We start from the raw sequence: 22,833 nt of genomic DNA, 5'->3' as shown, positions 1-22,833 counted from the left end.
CGACCTGGAAAAACTGGAGTGGAAGTATGGCTTTTCAGCCCGGAAAGGTCTTTGAACCCGAGTCTGAAGAAGAGGTTTGTGATATAATTCGGAAAGCATCCAGGCAGGGGAAAAAAGTAAGGGTAGTGGGTGCAGGACATTCCTCATCGCCCCTGGTAAAGACCGAAGATTTCCTGTTGTCTTTAAAGCATTTTCGCGGTGTAGAGTCACCAGATCGGGAAACGGCACAGGCTACGGTGCCTGCAGGTATGACCGTAAAAGAAGCCGGCAAAGACCTTTTTAGATATGGTCTTGCCATGCACAACACCGGTGATGTGGATATACAGACGCTGGCAGGCGCAATTGGCACAGGTACTCATGGTACCGGGAAAAATTTACAAAATCTTTCCTCCATGCTCATCGGCGCCAGAATGGTCACAGGAAAAGGGGAAATCATAGAGGTTTCTCAAATGAAAGATCCTCAAATGATAAAAGCCCTGCAGGTGGCGTTGGGTAGCTGCGGCGTGTTTCTAAAGATGCGCCTTCAGCTGCAGCCAGTCTATAATCTGCATAGAAAGGAGTGGTGTATTCCACTGGAGAAATGTCTGGAGAACCTGGAGGAGCTTCAGAATAATAACCGCAATTTCGATTTTTACTGGTATCCGCGCACAGATCTCTGTAAGATCAGGGTCATGAATGAAGAAGATCATAAAATGCCTGAGGTCCCCTACGGAAGCCTGGAAATGGAGCAGCAGGGGCATAGCCATGAGATCCTTCCACGTTCCCGTCATCTCAAATTTGACGAAATGGAATATGCCCTGCCTAAAGAGAACGGCCCCGAATGTTTTATGGAAGTAAGAGAACAGGTACGGAAAAAATGGCGAAAGGAAGTGGCCTGGAGAGTGCTCTACAGAACCATAAAAGCAGACGATGCTTTCATTAGCCCCATGTATGACCGCGAATCTGTGACCATTTCGCTGCATCACAATGCGGGATTGCCGTTTGAAGATTATTTCAAGGCCATAGAACCTATTTTTAAAATGTATGGCGGCCGGCCACATTGGGGCAAAAAGCATTACATGAAAGGGAAGGAACTTCAGGAGCTGTATCCCAAGTGGGAAAATTTTCAGCAGATCCGTCAAAAATTAGATCCCGAAGGAGTTTTCCTGACGCCATATTTAAAGGAACTGCTAAACATAACGCTATGAAAACCTACGGTAAACTGGACTGGGCTTTTTCGGCCGGCCGGATCCCCTTCCGAAGCACGGGAAAGGAACCTGATTTTGTAAGCCACGATAAAATTGCCATTTTAAATACTTCTGAAGAGGCAGCAGAAATAGAATTGTTCATTTTTTATGAAGAAGAGCAGCCTTCCGAAGTTTATGAAATTGAAGTCAAACCGAAAAGGCTTCGAAAAGTGCGGTTCAATGATCTTATAGATCCTGTGGCTATGCGTCTGGAAAGAAATTATTCCTGCTACATTAGAAGCAATGTGCCTGTTGTGGTGCAATTCAGCAGACTGGACTCCGGTTCCAAAGAAACTGCCCATATGGGCTCGATGGCCTTCCCGGCTGAACCTTAAAAAATGATGAGATGCTCGGATTTCTACTGGCTTTTGGCACGGCAATTTCAGAGGCCCTCAAAGATGTTACCAGTAAGCATAATCTTCATCATATAGATGAGTATACGGCTGCATTTTCCATGCACCTGGTGCAAAGTCTGCTGTTGATCCCGGTGGTATGGTATGTGGGACTGGAAGCCATGAGCCCCCGGTTCCTTTGGGCTCTTCTGGCCAGTTCGCTGTTACAACTGGGTGTGATCCTGCTGTACTTCAAAGCCATAAAACGCTCTGAGATCTCGGTCACGCTACCGCTGATCACCCTTACTCCGCTGTTCATGCTCATCACCTCGCCGATCATGATAGGCGAATTCCCCAGTTTTCTAGGTTTACTGGGTATTCTCACGATCGTCATAGGTACCTATATTTCCAACATGAGCGAAGACCCAAAAAAGATCTTTGCGCCCTTTGTTTCCCTGGTGAAGAATCAGGGTTCCCGCTATATGTTGCTGGTGGCATTTATCTGGAGTATCACGGCTAACATTGACAAAATTGGGGTAGAGGAGACTTCGCCGGTATTCTGGGCTTTTTCCAAGGATTTTGTGATCCTGTTTTATCTTATCCCTATCCTATGGAGGAAATCAAATAATCCAGGTTTGCAAATAAGGAATCGAAAATGGCCGTTACTGATGGTGGGATTCTTCAAGACCACCAGTGTATTGGCCCAGATGTTTGCCATTCAGTTGATCCTGGTTCCTTATGTCATTTCTATCAAAAGGTCGAGTGCTGTTTTTATAATTTTATATGCCTTTCTATTTCTGAACGAAAGAAAGAACATCAGGAACAGGATAATTGGAATCATTGTGATCATGATAGGGTTATACATCATAGCCATATCCTGATGCTTCTGAAGAAAAAAGCAGGGTTTTCACTTATTGTTCTTCAGTTAAGCGATTTTTATATTAGGAGATCCTACACTAACCAAACTTTCCCCCCGAAAGGCTATCATTAGCTGCCTCCTGTATTTTTAAACCATACAACTGATCTGTTATGAAAAAGTGTAGCATTATCCCGGTCTTTATTTTGTTGTTCCTTCTTGCCGGCTGTAGTTCTGATGATAGTTCGATCAAAGGAAATAGCCGTTCTTCCCTTTCCTTCGGAATATTCTTAGAGGATTTTGTTTTAAACACTTCCGAAGATAAACAAGCTACTTCTAATATACCTTCCTGCAGTGATGCAGATGCTGCTTTTGCAGAACTCGTTCTCTCAAGGGATGGCCTCCCGGTGGTTGGTACCATTGATTCCCCCTATCAAATAGCACTTTTACAAAATAATATAAATGGAGCTGGTGAAATATTCACTGAAGAATCATCTGAACTTGAATTAGAACCAGGCACCTATACGCTGGATTATTTTCAGGTTTTTGACGGGGAGGGAAATATGATCTGGACAGCTCCTTTAGATAACAATTCCACGGGTTTTGGCAAATTTGTAGACACTCCCTTACCATTGACCATTAATCTTGGTGCGGGGGTGAAAAAATATGTTGAAGTAGATGTTCTTAGTTTTGATGATCGTTTTGTTAATCAATATGGATATAGTTTCTTTCAACTAGAAGGTACAGAGGCTATAGAGTTCTGCATTTTCGGAAATTATTGCCTGGAGAACGGTAGACATGCCGAAGCGGCAAGGTATAGTGTAAGCATTTGGGACTATAGCGGCAATCCCGATGATCCTAAAGGAGCGAACTTTTATACAGATGTAGAAAACAGTATAATAATTACCGATTTTGAAGATGAATCTGAAACCTCTGCGGAACCGTTATGCTTTGTATTGCCGGACAGGGAAGGAACAGATGAATATTATCTTGAATTGAAACTGCTGGTTTTTGATTACGAAAGCGAAGAGGCCGTAATTAGAAAAGGAGTTTTTACAGATGAAGATGTTAAGGATCTTTTTACAGAAGGTAATACCCTCAATTATTACCATTTTAGGGAAGGAAATTGCGGAATGGAAGACTCTCCCCAATTATTTGAAGAAAACGGCAATGGCGTAGATCCAAACCTTGATACAGATGGGGACGGGATCGTGAATATTGAAGATAATTGTCCTTACCAGTATAATCCTTCACAAGGAGGTGTGGATTACTTCGGGGATGTTTGTACAGATCCCTGCAAAATAAAGACAGACGAGGAGGATCATTTGGCAGTAGCGATGAATGGTACAGATGATTTTATCCAGTTTGAGAGCACAAGCTACTTTATTGGAAGTGTCGAGTTTTTGCATAAGGAGTTGACTGTTGGAAGTATTTACGCAAAAACGACCGGGCCAAATGAGCTGACGGTGGAAGTATTTATTGATGCAGGAAGATATCTCGAAGATCATGTACTTGAGATAAGAGATGATTTAGATTCTGAAAGTTTTTGTAAAAAAATACACCCTGTTCAAATTGTTCCTGGTGAAGGAGTTAGTGGAGCTTATAGTGTTTTTAAATTTCAAATGCCTGAGGAAATATCTGCACCTTACTATGTAAGATTCAAAGGAAATTTATTCGTAAATTTTGATTAAAAGAAAATCATGTAACTAACCACCAACCTTATGAGATCAATTATTTTAGTGCTCTTCGTGCTGCTGGTAGGCTGCGGAACTACCAGTAACTCCTTTAACTCACAGGAAGTGATGAGAGATGCCACAGATATTCCGGCTTATTTTGAAAACCCGGCTGCAGTTCCAGGGGAAAAGGTCTGTAAAAGTCCGTTGATCGACCCGAGAGACGGGACAAAGATCAGCTTTTTAAGAGCTTCCTGGCCTATGGCCGATTATGAGGTACCTAAGGGCAAGTATGGAGTAGGAAGCAGCGAGCTTTTGAGGGTGAATTGTGAATCTGGCGAAGTGGTGGGGATAGTAAAACGATAGTTGTCAAGCACTTTAACTAAATAAAAAAGCCCGGAGAAATGTATTTTTCCGGGCCTTTTCATGTTTTCAAGAGGAAATCTAAACTGCTTTGATAACAAAAAATCCGTCGTTTCCTTGTGACTGGTAAAGGGGCATAAAAATATAAGCATCCCATTCGCTTTTTATTTCTTCCCCATTGCTGCTAGCCAAAAGCTCTCCTTTTTCTATTTTTTGGAAGTTTTTATACCCCGGTTCCATCTTAAAATCATCTCCATCCTTGATCTCATGTCTGTACACGATTTCAAAGGTTTTATCATCTGGAGCATTTTTAACGGTGAATCTTTCAACGCATTCCGGATGACCAGATAATTCCTGGAGGTCCAGGCCACAGGCCTTTTCAAGAGCCAGCCATATCATTCCTTCATGGTTCTCTACAGATTCATCACTGGTATGCTGTCCTGCTTCAAATACAAATCCGGTTAGGCCGGTGCGACTCATATAATGATCAATGGCTCCGTAGACGATATCGCTAAAGCCACGAACCTTATAGCCGGGAAATTTGTGTGCCCATTCATCGTTATCGTTCACTTCCTGTACAGAGATGTAAGGTAAACTGGCCGATGATGTGGTATGACAGTCTAGAAAATAGCGTTTGGTGAAATCTTTTTCAGGATAATGTTCCAGCGCCTTGATGATCTCGTGCATTTCCTGCTGTTCCCGGGAACCGGGATTTTCCTTTTGTACATTTTCCTCTGTCCAGGTACGGTTAAGGTCTTCATCAATAAACCGTTGATCTTTTTTCAGGGCAGCAGTATTTCCTTTCACGCCCACTATACGGCCTTTAATTTGGGGTTTTGTCTTGTTCAGCTCTTCAAAAACCCTCTCCAGGGCCTTAACTCCGCTGGGCTCATTTCCATGAACTCCGCCCGTAACGAACAGCAACGGACCTTCAATATTGCTGGTATAATTTCCTATTATTCTTTCTTTCATAGCTGGTCTGGTATTTTTAAGCCATTGTAGCCAGCACCTTGTTTTCTATCTGGCCTTCATACATTTCTTTATACTCTACTTTTTTCTCAATGGAATCTATTACCATATCTGAAAAATCGGGAAGATTTATCTCTCCAAAATGATCTAACCCGCCGGGGCTAAGTACATTTATCTCGATCAATTTATCTTCTACAACGTCAAGCCCAACGAAAAACAGGCCATCCTTGATTAGCTTAGGTGCTACCACGTTAACTACTTTCTGGATGCCTTCAGTTAGTGGACTCTTATCTGCAGAGCCTCCTTGCGCAAAATTACTTCGGAATTCTCCCTCGCCGCTTACCCGGCGAATAATGCCATATTTCCCTTTTTTTTCCATTATACGACCATTCAGAAGAAGAACCCGTACGTCTTCTTTGGCCGCCGGAAGGAATTCCTGGGCAATCACATAGCCTTTGTTGATGATATTCTCTATGATCTGGTTCAGGTTCTTTTCGTTCTTGTCGATAAGGTAAACATCCCGTCCTCCCGAACCTTCCAGGGGCTTAAGAACCATTTTCTTTTTATTGGCCTCAAAGAACTCGAGGATTTCTTTTTTACTTCTGGTAATTAAAGATTTAGGTTTGATCTCACTAGGTAGTTCTTCAAAGTAAAGTTTATCAATGAACGCATGGGAGAGGGCATAGGCGTCATTGAGCACCAGGACGCCTTCCTGTTGCATCATTCTTCCAAAGGCCACACCTGCCTGTTCTGCCCACTGCCGGCTGCTGCCTTCTTCGGTTGGGTTGTTCCTAATGAAAAGTACATCAAGGTCTTTAGCCACAATGCGACTTTCTTTGGCTTTCTCCCCCTTCAGCAACTCAAGGTACTCTGAGGGGGACTCTGCACTCGCATTCTTGGAAACGTAGGTGCTGTTAATGGTTAATTTTTCGGTATTGGTGAAAGAGAAATCTCCAACGCCCATAACATAGACATCGTGTTTTCTCTTCCAGGCTTCGTAAACAAGGTACATCGTGGTACCGCATTTTTCAGTTTCAATGCTGTTTACAACAAAACATATTTTCATGTGTTGATCATTTGTGAAAGGGGCATACCCTCCCGGATTTTACGTAATTTATTAATGGTTTCTTCGGTATTCAGGTATCGTGGCATGAGGTTGACCGGTTTTAGTACCCGACGCTCCCTTAGCTCTGTAATTATGGGCATATGTTCCAGCGCAAATTTTCCCGTGAGTAACGGCCCCAGTTCCCCGCCTTCGCTAAGATGCTGATTCAGCTGAAAAAGGCCTTTTAGATAAGAAATATCTTTTGTAAAACCGCCACCTTGCATGATGCGGGAAGTGATGTTGAACGAGCGCTGCGGAGAAAATCCATAGTCCTCGTGCAGCAGCCTGAAGATCTCCTGAAATTCGGCGCCATGCATTCTAGCCGAAGCAGCCACAACACGGCCGGCCAGGGTTCTCATTCGGTTACCGGTGAGGCCTCCCACCAGGTACTCTGAAAGTACCGCCAGGCCTTCCTGAAGGGTGTCATAATCTGTTAAGCCTATGGATAGCAGGTTCAAAGGCTGCTGTTTCCCATTATAGTAGGTGAGTACATGTGTGCCTATCTCATGCTGTACCAGGGCTTTAGTCTCTTCGGAATTTAACTTATAATCACTGGGGATATACAGCTCTCCCTGTGATACCATGAGGATGTTGACATCATCCCGGACATGGACCTTACTCGAAAAATTTTTGTCCTGCGACCTGAAGTATTCAAATTCTGATTCTGCCAGATATTTGAAATCTTCGGCCTTCATAATATTTTCGGCCTCTTTTGGAGTTCCTTCCTCAACTTCACGCAACAGGGTTTCGGCTTCCTTTAGAAGGTCTTTTTCGATATCCCCATACAGCATCATACTGTTGTAAAAGAAATCTTTAGAGCCCCTCTCGGTAAGCATGCTTATCTGCAGGTCAAGCTCTTCCCGTTTTTCCCTAAAAATATAGGACAGGGCAGGATCATCGATCTCTTCCATTTTAAGGTTGTATAAACGGCGCTTCAAAACGTCAGGATCTACGGGTAACAGCCGGTAATGATAATTTAGCACCTTTTCATATTTGGTTTCAAAAAAGGTGTTTTTGATCTGTCTTATGTTGGCCGGGGAAACCAGCCACAGAAATTGATAGGAGGTTTCAATGCTAGCCAGCTGCCGGTCAATTTCCAGTACTTTCTTCTGAAGGCTTTTTTGACCCAAAGCCTGATAACTTTTAACTCCGCTCGAAGTTTGAATCCTTATAAATTCATAAATTGTCTTGTGTAAGGCTACCACCAGGTCGTCTTTAAAACTCCTGAAGAATACAGGATATTCCTCTCCTTCCGAATTTCTGTAAACCGGGGGAACTTCAAGTCCTATAAGCAGGCAACCTGCATCCTTTAACTGGGAGATGCTCAGTAATGGCCGTTGCCCTTCTGGCTGTCTTTCTTCTGTATTCTCGATCTTTGCTCTATCAAGATCAAGCACCTGGTAATTCTTATTAAGTTTGTCAAGTTCCTTTTTCAGGATCTTTAAGGTAGCCGGAAGACGGTCTGCCGGTCCCTTTATTTTAAATTCGTTGCTTTCAACATCTCCCGAAAAGATCTCCAGCAATAAAAAAGATTTGAATTTAGATGACATGGCTTCCCCCAGGGAATAAATGAGCCTTTGATAGCCTTCCCATTCTTCGTCTCCTATGATAAGAAAAGAGGCTTCACTTAGTACAAAGCGAACAGTAGCCCGGTCTTCATCCTTTTCCTGGTCCTTAACCCGGTAAACCACCAGATAAGGCAGTTCATCGCTCATGTGCAAATACCCCCCGCCGGGAAGATGTTGTTCAAGTTCACAATCTTCCTGCAATTTTTCTATCATTTTCTGAATGGAGGCTTCGCCTAAAGGTTGTAATTCATTAGATGTGCTTACTTCCATAAAAAATTGAATGTTTTTGGATTGGCAACTCCCGACTGAAGGGAGAATTTTCCTGCCAAAAGGTATTTAGGTAAATGTAACGGATTATTGTTTTTTTAGGTAATTAGCCGGTTGGTCTTAGGCTAATATTAGCAATACTTTAATAGTAATTTTAGAAAAGGGAAAAGCTTCTAAAACGAGAGGGTATCCTGCCCCACAGTATCTCTGTAGATCGAAGAATAGTTAAGGTTTTAAACCTAAAAAAATTATTCTTCTAGAAGCTTGAAAAATATAGGATTACAAATGGAGAGGGAATTAAATTTATATTTTGCTTGTGATTATTGAAAACCTCATTATATTTGCACCGCTTTAATGGTCGCGTAGCTCAGCTGGATAGAGCATCTGCCTTCTAAGCAGACGGTCCCAGGTTCGAATCCTGGCGCGATCACATCAAGTACAAAACCACGTCCCAAAGGGCGTGGTTTTTTTGTTTTTCGAAGCACCCGAATCGAAATTCAACTGTGTGGAGGGAAACAAGAAAAGTAAGGCGTAAGCCCCTGGTTTTTAATTTGCAGGAGTGGGTGAAGTTTAATGAGAAAACCATCCTTGGCGGGATCATTTGAATAGACAAAACCACGTCCCCAGCAGAAGTGGTTTGTTGTTTTTGAAGCAAGCTACGATTATTAACTCAAGTTCAACTATTTGCATTTCAGTCTCTTGACGGTAATAAATAGTGTTTTAACAAATTCTTACAAGATGACTGTGGGAAATTTCTTTAGTTTTGGTTCTCTATCATAATTGATAAGGTTTGCCCCAAAGATCTACATGGACTACCCCCAAAATAGGACACGTGATTTTTTCTTTGGGGCTTTTTTGTTTCAAACTTCAGGTGAAAAGGTCAATTTCAGGTTGAAAAAGACTTTAAGATTTATGTAATTTTCCCGGTTAAAGAACAATTTCTCTCCTTCGGACTTTTTTCCGAAGTACAACAAATATGCTATGGATTTTTCTAAGATAAAGCTTATTGTTAGCGACATGGACGGCACCCTTCTGAACAGTGAGCATGAGGTGAGCGAGGAGTTCTACAGGCTTCAAAAAGAACTGCAACAAAGAGGTATCACCTTTGCCGTGGCCAGCGGAAGGCAATATTACAGCCTTATGGAGCGATTGGAACCATTAAAGGATGAACTTTCTTTTATTGCTGAAAACGGCGCTATAGTGATGGAAAAAGGCGAACAGGTTTTCATTCAGCCAATGGATGAGAAGATCGTGCAGGAGGTGATCAAAGAGGTGAGGGCAATAGGAGGAAAGTACCTGGTGCTGTGCGGCAGGGAACAAGCCTACATTGAAAGCACCGATCCTGAATTTATGAAGCCGTTCCTTGAACATTATGAGAAGTATAAGGTGGTTGATGATCTCCTGGAAGTAAAAGACGATGTTTTTTTGAAACTTACCATCTGTGACCTTTCGGGGGCCGAGGAGCATTCCCTGCCGAAGGTGAAACATTTCGAAAAAGAGCTGCAGGTGAAACTTTCGGGGAAGATCTGGATAGACTTCAATCACAAGGAAGCTCACAAAGGAAACGCTTTAAAAGCCCTTCAAAAACTACACGGACTAAAAAAGGAGAACACCATGACTTTTGGGGATTACCTCAATGATATGGAACTCTTTGAAAATTCGGCTATTAGTGTTGCGGTTGAAAATGCACATAATGAAGTCATGGAAGCTGCAAAATATAGAACTAAAAGCAACAATGAACAGGGGGTAGAACAAATACTCAAAGAGCTTTTGGCACATCATGATAAACCAATGCTTTGAACGGAAACATGTACCTGCCTGTTTATTAATGTCTTGTAAAAATTTTGCGGTTCTTTTTTTGCTTGCGTAACTTAACGTAATGGGGGAAACTTTACCGCAAAGAGAATTTCACAGGCCAAAATTTAAACTTCCCGTAGAACCGGAATTTCTGGAACTACGAAAGGAGGTAGAAGAGGTAGTGAAAAAATTCTCTTCCTCGAGACGAAAGATTATCTGGTTCAAGATATTGTTGTTTCCCAGCCTTTACTTTGCGACCTACGCACTTCTGCTGCTCAAGGGACAGGATCCTCTGATATTCTTTATTTCTTACATATTTCTTGGCTTCTTTTTGCTGCTCAATTTCCTGAATCTTGTACATGATGCAGTTCACGGAGTGACATTTAAGAACCACGGAAAATTGAACCAAGGGTTCCTGTACTTTTTTGACCTGCTAGGGGCCAACAGTTACATCTGGAAAGTAAGGCATTTACGGCTGCACCACGCTTTTCCGAATATTATGGGCTGGGACAGTGACCTGGAACAAAGTCCCCTGGTGAGGATCTTTCCGCAGACACCAGTGAAGAAAATTCAGCGATATCAGCATATCTATCTTCCTTTTCTATATCCGTTATACCTGTTCAATTGGTTGATGGTAAGGGATTTCCGGGATTTCTTTGGTAAAGAGCGTACGGTTCATAAAGTAACCATGATTCCGAAGAAGGAGTATTATAAACTCTTCTTTTTCAAGATCCTGTTTTTCACGTACATTCTGGTTATTCCTAAAGTGGTGCTGGAATTTTCATGGGGAATGATCATTGTGGGATTTATGCTTTTTATGTTTACTGCGAGCATAACTTCTTTGATCGTTCTGCTTTCTCCGCATGCCAGTATAGAAAGTGATTTTCCCGAGCTCGATGAGTCGGGTAACATTCCCCATACCTGGTTTATGCATCAACTGGTATGCACGAATGATGTGAGCAGCGACAATCTTTTTACCAGATTTTTTATGGCTAACTTCAATTATCACATTGCCCATCATTTGTTCCCCTACATTCACCACGTCTATTATCCCGAGGTAAGCCACATTATTGAAGATTTTTCTGCCAGGCATTCTCTGCCTTACAGGAAAGAAAGCCTTAAAAGGTCGCTTTTGAATCATTTCGCTCTACTGAAGCAGAATTCGCGGCAGGAGAACATTTTTGAAGAGACCATGTAAAAAAATGCCCCGGAATAATTCAATTCCGGGGCACTCTTTTGAACTGAAGCACTGCTTTCTAGTACATGGCAGGTTCACCGGCTTTAGGCAGAGTTCTCTGAATGAATTCCCGAAGATCATCATTCGCTTTGCGCAGGTCCTCATTTCGCAGGTACATCATGTGACCGCTGCGATAGCCTTTAAAATTAAGTCTGTCCTTCATTTTTCCGCTAGGGTCAAGCTGCCACATGGTATATTTCGCATCAAAATAAGTGGTGGCACCGTCAAAATACCCGCTCTGTATCAATACGTCCAGGTTCGGGTTTTGAGCCATGGCCTGTCTCAGGTTTTCACCAGTTTTGTTTCCGCTGCGGTCCCACGGGTGCACCGGCCCGAACATGAAATAAGTAAGGTCTGTCTCGAATTTCAGGTCGTTCTGCAGGTAATAGTTAATGGCAGGAGTGAAGGAGTGAAGCCAGGAGGTTAGCTCTGAGTTATAGTCTGGAGAATCTCCCGATTCTTTTCGATCCAGCCCCAGGTAACGGGAGTCAAGCCTTCCAATAGTGTTTCCCGATTTATCCCTTAGCAAGTCCTTCCAAAAATATCTATAGGGCACTTCCAGGTTGTTCTGAAGAATAGTCTTTTCTGAAAGGCCGCTGTATCTCGCCATTTCTGAAGCGATCTCCTGTCTTTTCTCCTCCGGAAGGAATCCTCCCTTTGCCAGGGCAGGTAAAAGTTCGTTTATGGCATACTCTTCAACCTCCGGCAGCAATTCCTCCAGGTCTTTATTTTGAAGCTCTTCCGGAAGGGCTTTATGATACCATGCCGCGGCAGTAAAATAAGGCAGACGGTTGGCGACCTCTACGGGTCCTTCACGGTCTATCCCAATTTCGGTAGGAGAAACCAAAATAACTCCGTTGAGATACATCCACTGTCTGTTTTGCAGTTCCAGGGCTAATCCGGAAACCCTGGTGGTTCCATAGCTTTCCCCGATCAGGTATTTTGGCGACAGCCATCGATCGTTCCTCGTCACGAAAGTATTGATCCACTTCGCCAGGTAACTCACATCGGCATTCACTCCAAAGAATTCCTTACGGTCCCTCTTTTTGTCACCTTCAGGTTCAATAATGCGGGAATATCCAGTATTTACAGGGTTCACATAAACTATATCGGCAACATCCAGGATCGAATGAGGGTTTTCCTTGATCCCATAAGGCTGTACGGGAAAACCTTCATCATCTATTTCCAGGATACGCGGGCCTGTGTAGGCAATATGCATCCAGACAGAAGCAGAGCCCGGTCCGCCGTTAAAAGAGATCACCAGCGGACGATTGCGAGTGTCCTTTATTCCGCTGCGTTTATAATAAGTATAGAAAAGGCTGGCGACAGTTTCACGGTCTTCGTTCCAAACCGGTTGCATTCCCGTAGTAGCCGTGTAATTTATTCTTTTACCATTAATATTAACAGTGTGGGAGGTGGTCACGGTAGTATCAACGGGGATTGGAATCTTTTGAGCTTCGGAAGTAAGGCTAACAAAGCAAAAAAGGACCAATAAAAAGGCAAATTTTCTCATGTTCAGGTTTTAGGTGATAAAGGCCTAAAAATAGAAAATTAGAAGGAAAATTCCTCTTTTTCGGAAGTTATCTCAAATGCTAAAAGGTATACCTCATGCTGATCCCCTGGTATTCAGCTCCCATGGTCGGAAAAAAGGAGAATTCGGTGTTCTCTTTTTTATGAAGTTCAGGAATGAGGATTCCGGAGAGGGCTCCAATTCCGTAGCCTACGATATTATCTGAAAGGAAATGTTTTCCGCCTTCAAGCCTTAAATATCCTACCCAGGCAGGAACAAGCGCAGCAGCTGTCCACACATAGGGTTTTGCCCAGGAATCTGGATTGAAATCGCTGAATACTTTGGCAGCGAAAAAGGTAGCGGAAGCTGTTGCCGCGGTATGCCCCGCGAAAAATGAACGTCGCGCTCCGGCTTCACTCCGCAGCTCATCGGGAAGGTCTTCATTATAAACCAGAGGACGGCTGCGGTTCACAGCCCCGGCAGTGATAGTATACAAAGCTCCGGTTGTGGCCATGGTCTCGATAAAAAGTACCGAAATCTGCCCGGCATGCGGCCGTTGCTCATCTGTAAGCATCATGATGAAAGGCACCGCAAAGGAGCCGTAAAAAGGGTAGTAGCTTATATTGTCTGCACGTTCAGAATAATTGCCCGCAGCCCATCTGTCAAATCCGGGCACATCATCTTTGGAAATGGCAGCCAGTTCTTCGGCTGTAAGCGCTTCTTTGTCCTGAATGAGTTTGAAACCCAGGCCATTGAGACCCAGTCCAACACCTATCCAGGTGCCGTCAAGGGCCCAGGAAGTTTCATAGGGAGAATCAGATTGCGCAGAAGAAGTTGAAATAAAGAAAAATAATAGAATAAAAGGAACTAAGAATTTCCTGTTCATGATCTTGGTTTTTTACCAAATATCAAATGAAAATCCCTGAACACCTGCGCCTTTAACCAAATTATAAGAAGTTTCCCACGGAAAATTATGGAATATTTAATTTTTTTAAAAGGTGAAGGATCCTGATCATAATCGTAACTTGAAAAGAAAGACTTATCATGATCTATTCCCTGAAAAGAAGCCAGAACCTGCCAATTTCCCTTGACAGTTCCTGGGATTTTTTCTCAGATCCCAGGAATTTACAAAATATCACGCCACCCGACATGGGCTTTGAGATCATTTCGGGAGCCGAGCGAAAGATGCATCCGGGGCAGATCATCCAGTATATCGTACGGCCTGTGGCCGGGTTTAAGACCAGGTGGGTGACAGAGATCACCCACGTGCAGGAAAAGAAGTTCTTTGTTGATGAACAGCGGTTCAGACCTTATGCATTATGGCATCATAAGCATTTCTTCAGAGAAATTGAGAACGGGGTAGAGATGGAAGACGTGGTGGATTACAAACTTCCTTTTGGCCTTTTGGGCAGAATGGTGCATCCTGTACTGGTGAAGCCAAGGCTTCAGGCAATATTCGATTTTAGACGAGAAAAGTTGCAAGAGGTTTTTGGGAAATACCCGGGAGAGTAGCGTAAACAAAAAAGGCAGGATATTTTCCTGCCCCTTTGCTATATAAAATTTCAGTCTGAATTAAGCTTTTTGAGCTTCCTTCTGTTTTTGGTGACTGAACAGGTTGTGTTCTTTGATCATCGCGGTGGTCTTTTCCGGCAGCATGCTTTCCCAGCCTCCTTTACCTTCAGCGATCATTTGAAGCACCTCCCTGGAGTAAATATCAAGGATCTCAGGATCATAGTTCTTTATATCAACCACTTTTCCGTTGTATTTAAAGAACTTATACAGCTCCTTCATTCTTGGATGCACCTTGAGGTTCTCGCTAGTAGTGATCTCACCGGTATCCTTATCTTTAAGAGGGTAGAGATAAACTTTAAGATCCTTAAAGAATAACTTACCAAAAGCCTCCAAAATACCTCCACTAAGGTGACGGTAATATTTCTCATCAAATATATCCACCAGGTTGTTAACTCCCATAGCGAGACCCATACGTTCCTTGGTATAACGGGAGAAATATTCCACAACGCGATAATATTCCTGGAAGTTGGAGATCATTACCGTTTGTCCAAGAGAACAAAGCAGTTCGGCACGATCCATAAAGTCCCTTTCGTCGATCTCTCCTTCTGCCCGCAGGTTTGAGAGGGTGATCTCAAAGATAACTTCGGTATTTTCTTCATCAACGCGGTTCTCTTTCAGGAACAGCTCCATAGACCTTTTATACATGTCCATATTGACCTTGGTCACGGGTCTAAAGCTACCTCTAAGGGCGAGGATATTCTTTTTATACAGAATCTTTGCCGGCAATACGTTATTACCGTCTGGCGCGAACATTACGGCCTCGGTCATTCCGTTCTTCACCAGCTGCAAACTCATTAAACGGTTATCGACCTTTTCAAATCTTGGCCCCGAGAAGTTAATGGTATCGATCTCTATCTGGTCCTTATCGATATGATCATAGAGATATCTTAATAATTTTTTCGGATTATCATACTTGTAGTAAGCACCGTAAATAAGATTCACACCCAGAATCCCTAAAGTATTTTGTTGCAGACGCGCATCATTCTCGTGAAAACGTACGTGGAGAATGATCTCGTTGTACTCTTCTTCAGGATGTACCTGGTATCGGATTCCTACCCAGCCATGTCCTTTGTATTTTTTGGCGAAATCTATGGTCGCAACAGTGTTGGCATAAGTAAAGAAAAGCTTGTTAGGGTGCTTTTCACGGGAGATTCGCTGTTCAATAAGATTGGTCTCATGCGTCAGCATCTTTTTCAATCGCTCCTCGGTCACATACCTTCTGTCATCCTCAATTCCGTAAATGGCATCACTAAAATCTTTATCATAAGCACTCATTGCCTTTGCAATGGTACCCGAAGCTCCACCAGCTCTGAAGAAATTACGCACAGTTTCCTGTCCCGCTCCGATTTCTGAAAAGGTTCCGTAGATATTTTCGTTGAGATTTATTCGTAAAGCTTTACTTTTTATGGAAGGGACATTTTCAAACTCCCGATCTCCCATTATAGTTATTGGCATAGCTGATTTCTTTTAGAAAAGTGAACTTACTTAAGTTGGTATCAAAGGTACTAAAATGCAGGGCCAAACAAAAAAATAATACTTAGTTTTGTGGTAAAATAAAAGGCATTGAAAGTAACATTTTTGGGCACAGGAACTTCGCAGGGAATCCCCGTTATTGGCAGCACACATCCGGTTTGTCTTAGTGAGGATGACAAAGATAAAAGGCTGCGGGTTTCGGTGCTTATAGAAGTGGAAGGTTTCAATATCGTAATTGACTGCGGGCCAGATTTTAGACAACAAATGCTCAGCAATCCCATAGAGCGTCTGGATGCAATTTTGTTCACCCATGAACACAGCGATCATACCGCGGGCCTTGATGACATTCGTCCTTATTTCTTTCAGCAGGGAGATATTCCCGTTTTTGCCCATGAGAGGGTGATGGATTCACTGCGGAAAAGGTTCGATTACATCTTCGCTTCCGAAAATAAATATCCCGGCGCTCCCAGCGTCAGGGAAAATGTGATCCAAAATGAACCTTTCAAGGTGGGGAAACACCAGGTAACACCTATTGATGTGATGCACAACCGGGTGCAGGTTTTTGGTTACAGGATCCAGGAGTTCGCCTACATCACCGATGCCAAGACAATAGAGGAGGAAGAGATCGAAAAGCTGAAGGGGGTAGACGTGCTGGTGATCAATGCCCTGAGAAAGGAGCCTCATCATTCTCATTTCAACCTGGAGGAAGCCCTGAAGTTCATTGAGAAGATCAACCCAAAAAAGGCATATCTCACCCATATAAGTCATGTAATGGGTTTTCATGAGGAAGTGCAGGCCACACTTCCAAAAAATGTATTTCTGGCCTATGATAATCTGCAAATCACCATTTAAATGCGAAAAAGCCTTTTACTCTACCTCTTTGTTTTCACTGCCTTACTGGCTGTATATATCTATGTTTCGGGACAAAGCATGCTGAAGTCAAAAGAAGAAAAGATCGAGCAACTTCAGGAAGACCTGATTCTTGCTGAACAAAAAGTTGAATCTCTTTCTTCTGATGCACAGGGACAACAAGAGGCTTTCTCTCTTGTAACCAATGAAGAGGCCCTGTCTTACCTTGAAAACAGAGGTTTGGATCCTTCCGAAGTAATAGAGAAAGTAGAAAGCGAACTGATAAGCCGAAATAAAGCCGATGCAGACAATGACCTGGTTCCATACGAAGGCATGGACGGCCATTTCAGGATCAATAAAATAAAGCTGCTCAACCAAAAATGGATACTGGCCAGCTTTACCGATGGCACTTACTGGGGAGATCTGTTCTTAACCTACGAAATAGGGGAGGACCGAAACCTGGAGATCACCACTCAGGAAGCTTTGCTTTACACTCCTAATTAAAGCCGCTCTTCGAGCCACTTTTTCAGCTCCCAGAAATTTTGCGGCGCTACGCCATGGCCGACAGGAAATTCTGAATAACTATTTTCGATTTTAAGAGAATCCAGGAAAGGTTTTGTATTCCTCGCCCAGCTCACGGGGATCACCTGGTCCTGCGTGCCGTGGGAACTATAAACTGAAAGGTTGGAAAAATCATTGTTTCTGAATCCTTCTTTCAGGATATCAGGATTGACATAGCCACTAAGGCCTATTACATTCTTCACCTTTTCAGGATATGAAAGCGCCACGGCAAGGCTAAGAATACAGCCCTGGCTAAAACCTAACAAACTGACATTTGTGGGATCTACCGGGTATTGTTCTATAGCTTCATCTATAAATTCAGCGATCTTCTCACGCGAAGTCACCGCCTGCACATCATCACTGAATTTTCCGTCGTTATTATCCCAGTGAATGGCATACCAGGCATGACCGTATGGCGGCATGGGATAGGGCGCTCTCAGGGAAATGATGAACAATTCATCTGGCAGTTCTTCAGCGAAAGAGAAAAGGTCCTCTTCATTGCTCCCATAGCCATGCATCATGATGAGCAAAGGCGCCTTTTCTACAGCGATTTTTGGTTTTCGTACAAGATGATATAAAGACAAAGTACTGGTGTTCATTAGTGTATCGTGCTAAACCATTTTTGAAAGTATGCTCCCATTACAGGCACTTCCTTTTGCTCCCCCTGAATGGCGGTAATAAGTCCGTAGCCCCATAGGATAAGAATAAAGATGTAAAAGGCAGAGGAGATCATCCAGCTGTCAAACGCCGAAACCAGGATCCCCAGCAAATAGAAAGTGATATGAATGCCCAGAGCCTGTCTTATGTGAAAGGAAGCAAAAGGATTCTTGCTGTCATTGTTCATGAAATAAGCGACAATGGTTCCTATGATGGTAAGGTAAGCCACAATGGCTGCAGCTTTACCCTCTTCGGCTATGGTTTTCATAATAATTTTTTTCTTGTACAAAAGTACGATTTTCTCTTAGTCTTCGGAAGCTAAAAATGTACTGTCGGAGAGAATACCGTAAACTTTTCCTTTTAGTTCCTGCCCCAGGAAAAGGCTGTTCCTGGAAGTACTCCAGATATGCTCCTTTTCAAAGGTGTAGGTGACTTCAGGATCGAAAAAGGTCAAATTCGCGGGGGCTCCTTCTTCGATGACATTTTCAGGAATATTGAACCTGCTTTTTCCGGCGGTAAGCATTTTTACAGCGGTTTTAAGTGAAGTGATCTTCAGCAAAGCTCCCAAAGCCGATTCCAGCCCCAGGGTGCCATAAAGGGCATTATCGAACTCCACTTTTTTATGCTCCACATCCATGGGAGAATGGTCTGTGGTCACCATATCAATGGTTCCGTCCTTAATTCCCTGCAAAAGTGCTTTAACATCGGCTTTTGTTCTCAATGGAGGCAAAACTTTTGCGTTGGTGTCAAATTCCTTGAGGATCTCATCTGTAAAGAAAAGATTGTGAATGGCAACTCCGCAGGTCACATCCAGGCCTTTCTCCTTGGCGTCACGAATGATATCTACCGCCTTCGCAGTAGAAATAGTGGGAATGTGCAATTTTCCTCCTGTATACTCCAGGATGTATAGATCTCTGGTGATCTGCAACTCTTCGGCCAGGGCGGGAATTCCTTTTAACCCCAGCAGGGTACTCATCTCATGCTCGTTTACCTGTCCGTTCCCGGCTATCTTGTTCTCCTGCGGAAAGGAAAGCACCAGCCCGTCAAAGTTTTGAGTGTACTGCAGCGCGAGCTTTAGCATATTGGGGTTAGAGACAGCTCTCTGGTAATCTCCGAAAGCCACAGCGCCCGCCTGCTGCATGTCGAAGAGTTCGGCCATTTCAGTGCCTTCACTTTTCCTGGTCAAAGCGCCGATGGGATAAAGCGCTACAGGCTGTCCCTGCGCTTTATTTTTCAGAAAAGAAACCGCACCCTTATTGTCGGTCACCGGATCATTTCCGGAGTTGAGGGCAATTGACGTAAACCCGCTTTTACCTGCTGTCCTGAGTCCATTTTCAAGGGTTTCCCGGTCTTCAAAACCCGGTTCCCCAAAATTCACACTACTGTCAAACCATCCCTGAGATACATGAAGATTATCCAAGGTGATCTCCCGGTCAACTTTTTTGGTCTTGATCTGGGGAGCGATCTCTTTGATGTTGCCGTCTTCCACCAGGATATCCATGACCTTGTTGTTGAACGGGCTTTCGTTGTCGATGATCTTGGCAGATCGGATCAGTAGCTTCATTTAAAAAATTTTAGGATGAGCATTTCAGTAAGTAAGAGAATCAGGGCAAAAATAACAAACCATTTCCAAAGTGCAGCTGTTTCTCCCGTAGCTTTGATCTCCTCAAACACATCAGGAACGTTTTGTTGCATCAAAAGATCTTTGGAAGGCTTTATTTCCCTGTACCGCATCTGGCTTTCACTTCGTCCCGCATTGAAGGCAAGCGTGCGCAGCACAGCTGTATCTCTCAACACTTCATAATGCCCCGGCTGCGGCGGATCATTTTCAAGAAAAAGTTCCACTTTGTTCTGAAAGCTTTGCTGTCGTGGAATAAAGGAATAATCGGGAGAGGCTAGTTTCAATATTTCATCTTTCCCCAATTGGGCCTGCAGGCTTATCTTTTGATCTTCATTCAAACTGAAGTAAAGCTGTGGCAGGGAAATGGTGAGATTTCCAATGTTATAGAAAGTGGGAACGATCAGCGGAGAGGCCTTGAAATTGGAATTCTGCCCATTTATGGGGGCAGAAAAAACGAAAATATGGTCCTTTTCGATCAGGAATGGCTGCCCGGTCTCAAAACTCAAAACAGCTCCCGGCGACCTGTTGATGGCAAAATAGCTTTGAACTTTGGGGTACTGGAAGTTCTGCACTTTTTCATCGAAAACCGAAGCATAGACGGGATGGGAAAAAGAGATATCTGTAATAAGGCGTTCCTGCTGTACTATATTAGAAAAACCCTGCAACCCGAACTCCCTGAAAAAGCTGTTATATGACTGCAGATCTGCCTGGCCTGAAGGAATGACCACCAGAAACACATTTTCGCCATGCAGTTGTACCAGTTGATTGTTAAGAGAAGGAGGGATGTTCCGCACTTCGTTCAGGATGACCAGGTTGGCAAGCGATAATTCGTTGTAATTCACATTTTCTTCCGGAAAGACCTGCAGGTTAAATTCCGGAGCGGTAAAAATGCGGCTCAGAAAATCGCTGTTTTTATCGCCTATGACGACCACTTTAATGGCGCTGGGCTCGTTAATACTAAAGAAAAGCTGGTTGTCGAACTCTAATCCGTTATCTTCGATACTAATCCTTCCATTTTCAACCGGGCCCGAGGGGATGCTGAAATCCACTTCAGCAGCAAGTTCCTCATCAAAGTTCGCTGTCTTTCGGGAAAGTAAGTTACTTCCGTTATAAAGACTTACCGGTAGTCCTTCGGGAGCTTTTCCGGAGGCTTTCAGCAGTACCTTCAAGGTGAGCTGGTCCGGACTTTTTTCAGAAACAAAAGCTGAATCGACAGCGACATTGTTCAGGTTTTCGGGTTTTGCAGGCACCAGAAAAGTTCGGGCAGAGGGCAGGGCAGAGAGGGAATCGTCTTGCGCTTTCTGCTGAAAATCTGAGATCGCGATGAAATTCTTTGCGGAAGACCCATTTTCGGCCAGTAAAGCTTCGGCTTTAAGGCTGATGGTCTTCCAGCTTAACTGCTCCGGAGAATAAGTGATCTCCTGCAATTTCTTCCGAAGAGAAGTGGCGCTGATATCCTTAAATTGTTCAGAATTAGTAAAAAAAGAGATTTCTCCTTCCTGTGGTAAATTCTCCAGCAGCTGCTGAATTCCCTGTTTCAGCAACACGCCGTTCTTTCCCCTGGCCTGCATGCTGTATGAGTTATCGAGATAGATCACTGTTTCCTGAGATTCACTTTCCGCGGCCGAAGATCCAAAATAAGGCTGGGCGAAAGCGATGATAAGAGAGGCCAGCAGTAACAGGCGGGTAAAAAGAATAAGCCACTTTTTGATCGTCGAACTCTTACGGGTTTGTTGCACCGCCTTTTTCAGGAATTTTACATTGGTGAACTTTTCTATCCTGAACCTGCGTAACTGGAAAAGGTGTACCAACACGGGTATGACCAGCAGGAAAAGAGCGTAAAGCAGTTCAGGATTCCTAAAGTACATGTGTTGGTTTTAGTTTATCAAATATAAAAAACCGCGCCTGCACTATCTTTTAATTTTGAACTTAAAACTGCTTCCTTCTCCCTCTGTGGATTCCACAGAGATCTCCCCGCCCATATGGTCAATGAGCTTCTTCACGGTGGCAAGGCCAATGCCGTTGCCCATATTGCCGTAACGGTCACTCTGTTCCAGAGTGGTGAACAGGTCAAAGATCTTCCCGATGTTTTCTTCAGGAATACCCTCACCATTGTCATTTACTTCAAATTCATAGAAGGTTTCTGAAGCTTTGTACAGGACGACAACTTGGCGTCGCGGCTTATGATTGTATTTAAGGGCGTTGGCCAGGAGGTTCAAAAAGATCTGGGAGAGAGCCGCTTTATTCACATTTTGAAGGATCCCGTTTTTGGGATAATTGATCTCCACGTCTGCATCAACGTTGTACAGACCGGCCACCTCTTCAAAAAAAGATCCCAGCTCCACGTCTTCTTCCTTCTTTTCCAGCAGTTTTTCACTGCGGTAGAACTTCAGCAGTCCGTCTACATAGCGCCGCAGGCTTTGGGAAGATTCCTCGAGAAAATCGAGGTATTCCATTGTCTCTGCGGAAAGGTTGCCTTTATTCTCTTCTTTTAAAAGTTCGGTAAGGGAGATGATATTGGCCAGGGGAGATTTGATGTCGTGAGAAACCACACTGGCAAACCTCTCCAGGTCCTGATATTTTTGTTCCAGGGCGGCCTGCATTCTTCTGAACTGGTTCTCCTGCTTTTTAAATTCCACGAGTTTTAATACCTGTCCGGCCAGCAGCCGCAATGATCTTTCCTCATTTGAAGTAAGCTGAAGTTTGTCACCATCCAGAATGCACAGAATCCCCAATACATCTCCGGAGCCGGTGATCATAGTGGTTCCGGCAAAAAATGATAGGTTTGTATGATCTTGTGATCCTAGAGAGCTATCCTTTACTCCAAAAGTTTTTTCTTGTTGTAGCGTCGCTTTCAGGAGTTCTTCGCGGGAAAGCAACCAGTCGGGATCAACATCTTTTGCAGCCTTGATGTAATTCTCTTCGTTTTCAGTAATGATCAAAGCTGCCGCTGAAGTATTGCAGGCTTCCGAAGCTAAGAAAAGAATCTCGCGGAAGACATTTTCAGGTATTGATCTTAAGATATGGAATTCCTCAAGGGAAGTGGGGCGCAGTTTTCTGCATTCCTGAAAAAACGCATTAGACATAACATGATCACCTTTAATATCTTAAATGTACTAAATATTAAATATTTCTAAAGTAATTGTTGGCAAAGCCGATACTTTTTTTATATCTCATTACCGCAACTATTTAATTTA

21 protein-coding genes and 1 tRNA gene are annotated in these 22,833 nt (G+C 43.5%); 11 read left to right on the top strand and 11 right to left on the bottom strand.

What is annotated here, in order from left to right:
• Window positions 1-26: 26 nt before the first annotated feature.
• The 5 genes from BLS64_RS06935 (at window position 27) to BLS64_RS06915 (ending at window position 4,453) form a co-directional block, all read left to right on the top strand.
• Window positions 27-1,187: a D-arabinono-1,4-lactone oxidase gene (locus BLS64_RS06935; RefSeq protein ID WP_218124602.1), complete on the top strand. Its 1,161-nt coding sequence runs from the start codon at window positions 27-29 to the stop codon at window positions 1,185-1,187.
• Entirely contained in the window at window positions 1,184-1,561 is a 378-nt protein-coding gene (locus BLS64_RS06930; RefSeq protein WP_093112773.1) for a sensory rhodopsin transducer, read from the top strand. Before BLS64_RS06935 ends, BLS64_RS06930 begins: the two co-directional genes overlap by 4 nt.
• A gap of 11 nt (window positions 1,562-1,572) precedes the next feature.
• On the top strand, window positions 1,573-2,439 hold the full coding sequence (locus BLS64_RS06925) for an EamA family transporter (RefSeq protein WP_093112772.1): 867 nt from the start codon (window positions 1,573-1,575) through the stop codon (window positions 2,437-2,439).
• 148 nt (window positions 2,440-2,587) lie between these two features.
• On the top strand, window positions 2,588-4,105 hold the full coding sequence (locus BLS64_RS06920) for a thrombospondin type 3 repeat-containing protein (RefSeq protein WP_093112771.1): 1,518 nt from the start codon (window positions 2,588-2,590) through the stop codon (window positions 4,103-4,105).
• Window positions 4,106-4,135: 30 nt separating this feature from the next.
• Window positions 4,136-4,453, top strand: coding sequence for a hypothetical protein (locus BLS64_RS06915; RefSeq protein ID WP_093228637.1), 318 nt, complete (start codon window positions 4,136-4,138; stop codon window positions 4,451-4,453).
• 78 nt (window positions 4,454-4,531) lie between these two features.
• On the opposite strand, the gene BLS64_RS06910 is transcribed toward BLS64_RS06915, so the two are convergent.
• Genes BLS64_RS06910 through BLS64_RS06900 form a run of 3 tightly spaced genes read right to left on the bottom strand, consistent with a single transcriptional unit; the run spans window position 4,532 to window position 8,362 of the window.
• Entirely contained in the window at window positions 4,532-5,422 is an 891-nt protein-coding gene (locus BLS64_RS06910; protein ID WP_093112769.1) for a M14 family metallopeptidase, read from the bottom strand.
• A 16-nt stretch (window positions 5,423-5,438) separates the two neighbouring features.
• Complete coding sequence (locus BLS64_RS06905) at window positions 5,439-6,485, bottom strand: glutathione synthetase (protein ID WP_093112768.1); 1,047 nt, start codon at window positions 6,483-6,485, stop codon at window positions 5,439-5,441.
• Window positions 6,482-8,362: a flavohemoglobin expression-modulating QEGLA motif protein gene (locus BLS64_RS06900; RefSeq protein WP_093112767.1), complete on the bottom strand. Its 1,881-nt coding sequence runs from the start codon at window positions 8,360-8,362 to the stop codon at window positions 6,482-6,484. The genes BLS64_RS06905 and BLS64_RS06900 overlap by 4 nt, the downstream gene beginning before the upstream one ends.
• Window positions 8,363-8,715: 353 nt before the next feature.
• Between BLS64_RS06900 and BLS64_RS06895 the strand changes: the two genes are divergently transcribed.
• From BLS64_RS06895 to BLS64_RS06885, 3 genes are all read left to right on the top strand, one after another.
• Window positions 8,716-8,789 (top strand) — tRNA-Arg (locus BLS64_RS06895).
• A gap of 551 nt (window positions 8,790-9,340) precedes the next feature.
• A complete protein-coding gene (locus tag BLS64_RS06890) occupies window positions 9,341-10,159 on the top strand; it encodes an HAD family hydrolase (RefSeq protein ID WP_093112766.1) in 819 nt (272 codons plus the stop codon).
• A gap of 79 nt (window positions 10,160-10,238) precedes the next feature.
• Complete coding sequence (locus BLS64_RS06885) at window positions 10,239-11,354, top strand: fatty acid desaturase family protein (RefSeq protein ID WP_093112765.1); 1,116 nt, start codon at window positions 10,239-10,241, stop codon at window positions 11,352-11,354.
• Window positions 11,355-11,412: 58 nt separating this feature from the next.
• Here BLS64_RS06885 and BLS64_RS06880 read toward each other — a convergent pair whose 3' ends face one another.
• Window positions 11,413-12,906, bottom strand: a complete 1,494-nt coding sequence (locus tag BLS64_RS06880) for a S10 family peptidase (protein ID WP_093112764.1) — start codon at window positions 12,904-12,906, stop codon at window positions 11,413-11,415.
• 79 nt (window positions 12,907-12,985) lie between these two features.
• Window positions 12,986-13,789, bottom strand: a complete 804-nt coding sequence (locus tag BLS64_RS06875; RefSeq protein ID WP_093112763.1) for a phosphatase PAP2 family protein — start codon at window positions 13,787-13,789, stop codon at window positions 12,986-12,988.
• Between the two features lie 155 nt (window positions 13,790-13,944).
• Between BLS64_RS06875 and BLS64_RS06870 the strand changes: the two genes are divergently transcribed.
• Entirely contained in the window at window positions 13,945-14,415 is a 471-nt protein-coding gene (locus BLS64_RS06870) for an SRPBCC family protein (RefSeq protein WP_093112762.1), read from the top strand.
• Between the two features lie 60 nt (window positions 14,416-14,475).
• Here BLS64_RS06870 and BLS64_RS06865 read toward each other — a convergent pair whose 3' ends face one another.
• Window positions 14,476-15,930, bottom strand: a complete 1,455-nt coding sequence (locus BLS64_RS06865) for a nicotinate-nucleotide adenylyltransferase (RefSeq protein WP_093112761.1) — start codon at window positions 15,928-15,930, stop codon at window positions 14,476-14,478.
• A gap of 108 nt (window positions 15,931-16,038) precedes the next feature.
• On the opposite strand from BLS64_RS06865, the gene BLS64_RS06860 reads away from it, so the two are divergent.
• Both BLS64_RS06860 and BLS64_RS06855 read left to right on the top strand, forming a co-directional pair.
• Window positions 16,039-16,800 carry an MBL fold metallo-hydrolase gene (locus BLS64_RS06860; protein ID WP_093112760.1) on the top strand — a complete coding sequence of 254 codons (762 nt, stop codon included), beginning with the start codon at window positions 16,039-16,041 and terminating at the stop codon, window positions 16,798-16,800.
• Window positions 16,801-17,301, top strand: a complete 501-nt coding sequence (locus BLS64_RS06855) for a hypothetical protein (RefSeq protein WP_093112759.1) — start codon at window positions 16,801-16,803, stop codon at window positions 17,299-17,301.
• Here BLS64_RS06855 and BLS64_RS06850 read toward each other — a convergent pair.
• From BLS64_RS06850 to BLS64_RS06830, 5 genes are read right to left on the bottom strand one after another with little or no spacing between them, the layout of a single operon-like run.
• Window positions 17,298-17,957 (bottom strand): alpha/beta hydrolase, encoded by a 660-nt coding sequence (locus BLS64_RS06850; RefSeq protein WP_093112758.1) that lies wholly within the window; start codon window positions 17,955-17,957, stop codon window positions 17,298-17,300. The genes BLS64_RS06855 and BLS64_RS06850 overlap by 4 nt on opposite strands.
• A complete protein-coding gene (locus BLS64_RS06845; protein ID WP_093112959.1) occupies window positions 17,957-18,283 on the bottom strand; it encodes a DUF4870 domain-containing protein in 327 nt (108 codons plus the stop codon). Before BLS64_RS06845 ends, BLS64_RS06850 begins: the two co-directional genes overlap by 1 nt.
• A 36-nt stretch (window positions 18,284-18,319) precedes the next feature.
• Window positions 18,320-19,579: a dihydroorotase gene (locus BLS64_RS06840; protein ID WP_093112757.1), complete on the bottom strand. Its 1,260-nt coding sequence runs from the start codon at window positions 19,577-19,579 to the stop codon at window positions 18,320-18,322.
• Window positions 19,576-21,504 (bottom strand): BatA domain-containing protein, encoded by a 1,929-nt coding sequence (locus tag BLS64_RS06835; RefSeq protein ID WP_093112756.1) that lies wholly within the window; start codon window positions 21,502-21,504, stop codon window positions 19,576-19,578. The genes BLS64_RS06840 and BLS64_RS06835 overlap by 4 nt, the downstream gene beginning before the upstream one ends.
• 42 nt (window positions 21,505-21,546) lie before the next feature.
• The gene (locus BLS64_RS06830; protein WP_093112755.1) at window positions 21,547-22,722 is read right to left on the bottom strand and encodes a sensor histidine kinase; all 1,176 of its coding nucleotides are present in this window, start codon (window positions 22,720-22,722) and stop codon (window positions 21,547-21,549) included.
• Window positions 22,723-22,833: the final 111 nt, after the last annotated feature.

The sequence above is a fragment of the Salinimicrobium catena genome (genome assembly GCF_900102915.1).
Taxonomy (GTDB): Bacteria; Bacteroidota; Bacteroidia; order Flavobacteriales; family Flavobacteriaceae; genus Salinimicrobium; species Salinimicrobium catena.
The sequence above is the reverse complement of the archived record's forward strand: the minus strand, read 5'-3'. Positions and strand labels throughout refer to the sequence as shown.

Excerpts from the sequence above, each read along its gene's own strand:
- BLS64_RS06935 (WP_218124602.1), top strand. The coding sequence starts at position 27 with ATGGCTTTTCAGCCCGGAAAGGTCTTTGAACCCGAGTCTGAAGAAGAG.
- BLS64_RS06930 (WP_093112773.1), top strand. The coding sequence starts at position 1,184 with ATGAAAACCTACGGTAAACTGGACTGGGCTTTTTCGGCCGGCCGGATC.
- BLS64_RS06925 (WP_093112772.1), top strand. The coding sequence starts at position 1,573 with ATGCTCGGATTTCTACTGGCTTTTGGCACGGCAATTTCAGAGGCCCTC.
- BLS64_RS06920 (WP_093112771.1), top strand. The coding sequence starts at position 2,588 with ATGAAAAAGTGTAGCATTATCCCGGTCTTTATTTTGTTGTTCCTTCTT.
- BLS64_RS06915 (WP_093228637.1), top strand. The coding sequence starts at position 4,136 with ATGAGATCAATTATTTTAGTGCTCTTCGTGCTGCTGGTAGGCTGCGGA.
- BLS64_RS06910 (WP_093112769.1), bottom strand. The coding sequence starts at position 5,422 with ATGAAAGAAAGAATAATAGGAAATTATACCAGCAATATTGAAGGTCCG.
- BLS64_RS06905 (WP_093112768.1), bottom strand. The coding sequence starts at position 6,485 with ATGAAAATATGTTTTGTTGTAAACAGCATTGAAACTGAAAAATGCGGT.
- BLS64_RS06900 (WP_093112767.1), bottom strand. The coding sequence starts at position 8,362 with ATGGAAGTAAGCACATCTAATGAATTACAACCTTTAGGCGAAGCCTCC.
- BLS64_RS06890 (WP_093112766.1), top strand. The coding sequence starts at position 9,341 with ATGGATTTTTCTAAGATAAAGCTTATTGTTAGCGACATGGACGGCACC.
- BLS64_RS06885 (WP_093112765.1), top strand. The coding sequence starts at position 10,239 with ATGGGGGAAACTTTACCGCAAAGAGAATTTCACAGGCCAAAATTTAAA.
- BLS64_RS06880 (WP_093112764.1), bottom strand. The coding sequence starts at position 12,906 with ATGAGAAAATTTGCCTTTTTATTGGTCCTTTTTTGCTTTGTTAGCCTT.
- BLS64_RS06875 (WP_093112763.1), bottom strand. The coding sequence starts at position 13,789 with ATGAACAGGAAATTCTTAGTTCCTTTTATTCTATTATTTTTCTTTATT.
- BLS64_RS06865 (WP_093112761.1), bottom strand. The coding sequence starts at position 15,930 with ATGCCAATAACTATAATGGGAGATCGGGAGTTTGAAAATGTCCCTTCC.
- BLS64_RS06855 (WP_093112759.1), top strand. The coding sequence starts at position 16,801 with ATGCGAAAAAGCCTTTTACTCTACCTCTTTGTTTTCACTGCCTTACTG.
- BLS64_RS06850 (WP_093112758.1), bottom strand. The coding sequence starts at position 17,957 with ATGAACACCAGTACTTTGTCTTTATATCATCTTGTACGAAAACCAAAA.
- BLS64_RS06845 (WP_093112959.1), bottom strand. The coding sequence starts at position 18,283 with ATGAAAACCATAGCCGAAGAGGGTAAAGCTGCAGCCATTGTGGCTTAC.
- BLS64_RS06840 (WP_093112757.1), bottom strand. The coding sequence starts at position 19,579 with ATGAAGCTACTGATCCGATCTGCCAAGATCATCGACAACGAAAGCCCG.
- BLS64_RS06835 (WP_093112756.1), bottom strand. The coding sequence starts at position 21,504 with ATGTACTTTAGGAATCCTGAACTGCTTTACGCTCTTTTCCTGCTGGTC.
- BLS64_RS06830 (WP_093112755.1), bottom strand. The coding sequence starts at position 22,722 with ATGTCTAATGCGTTTTTTCAGGAATGCAGAAAACTGCGCCCCACTTCC.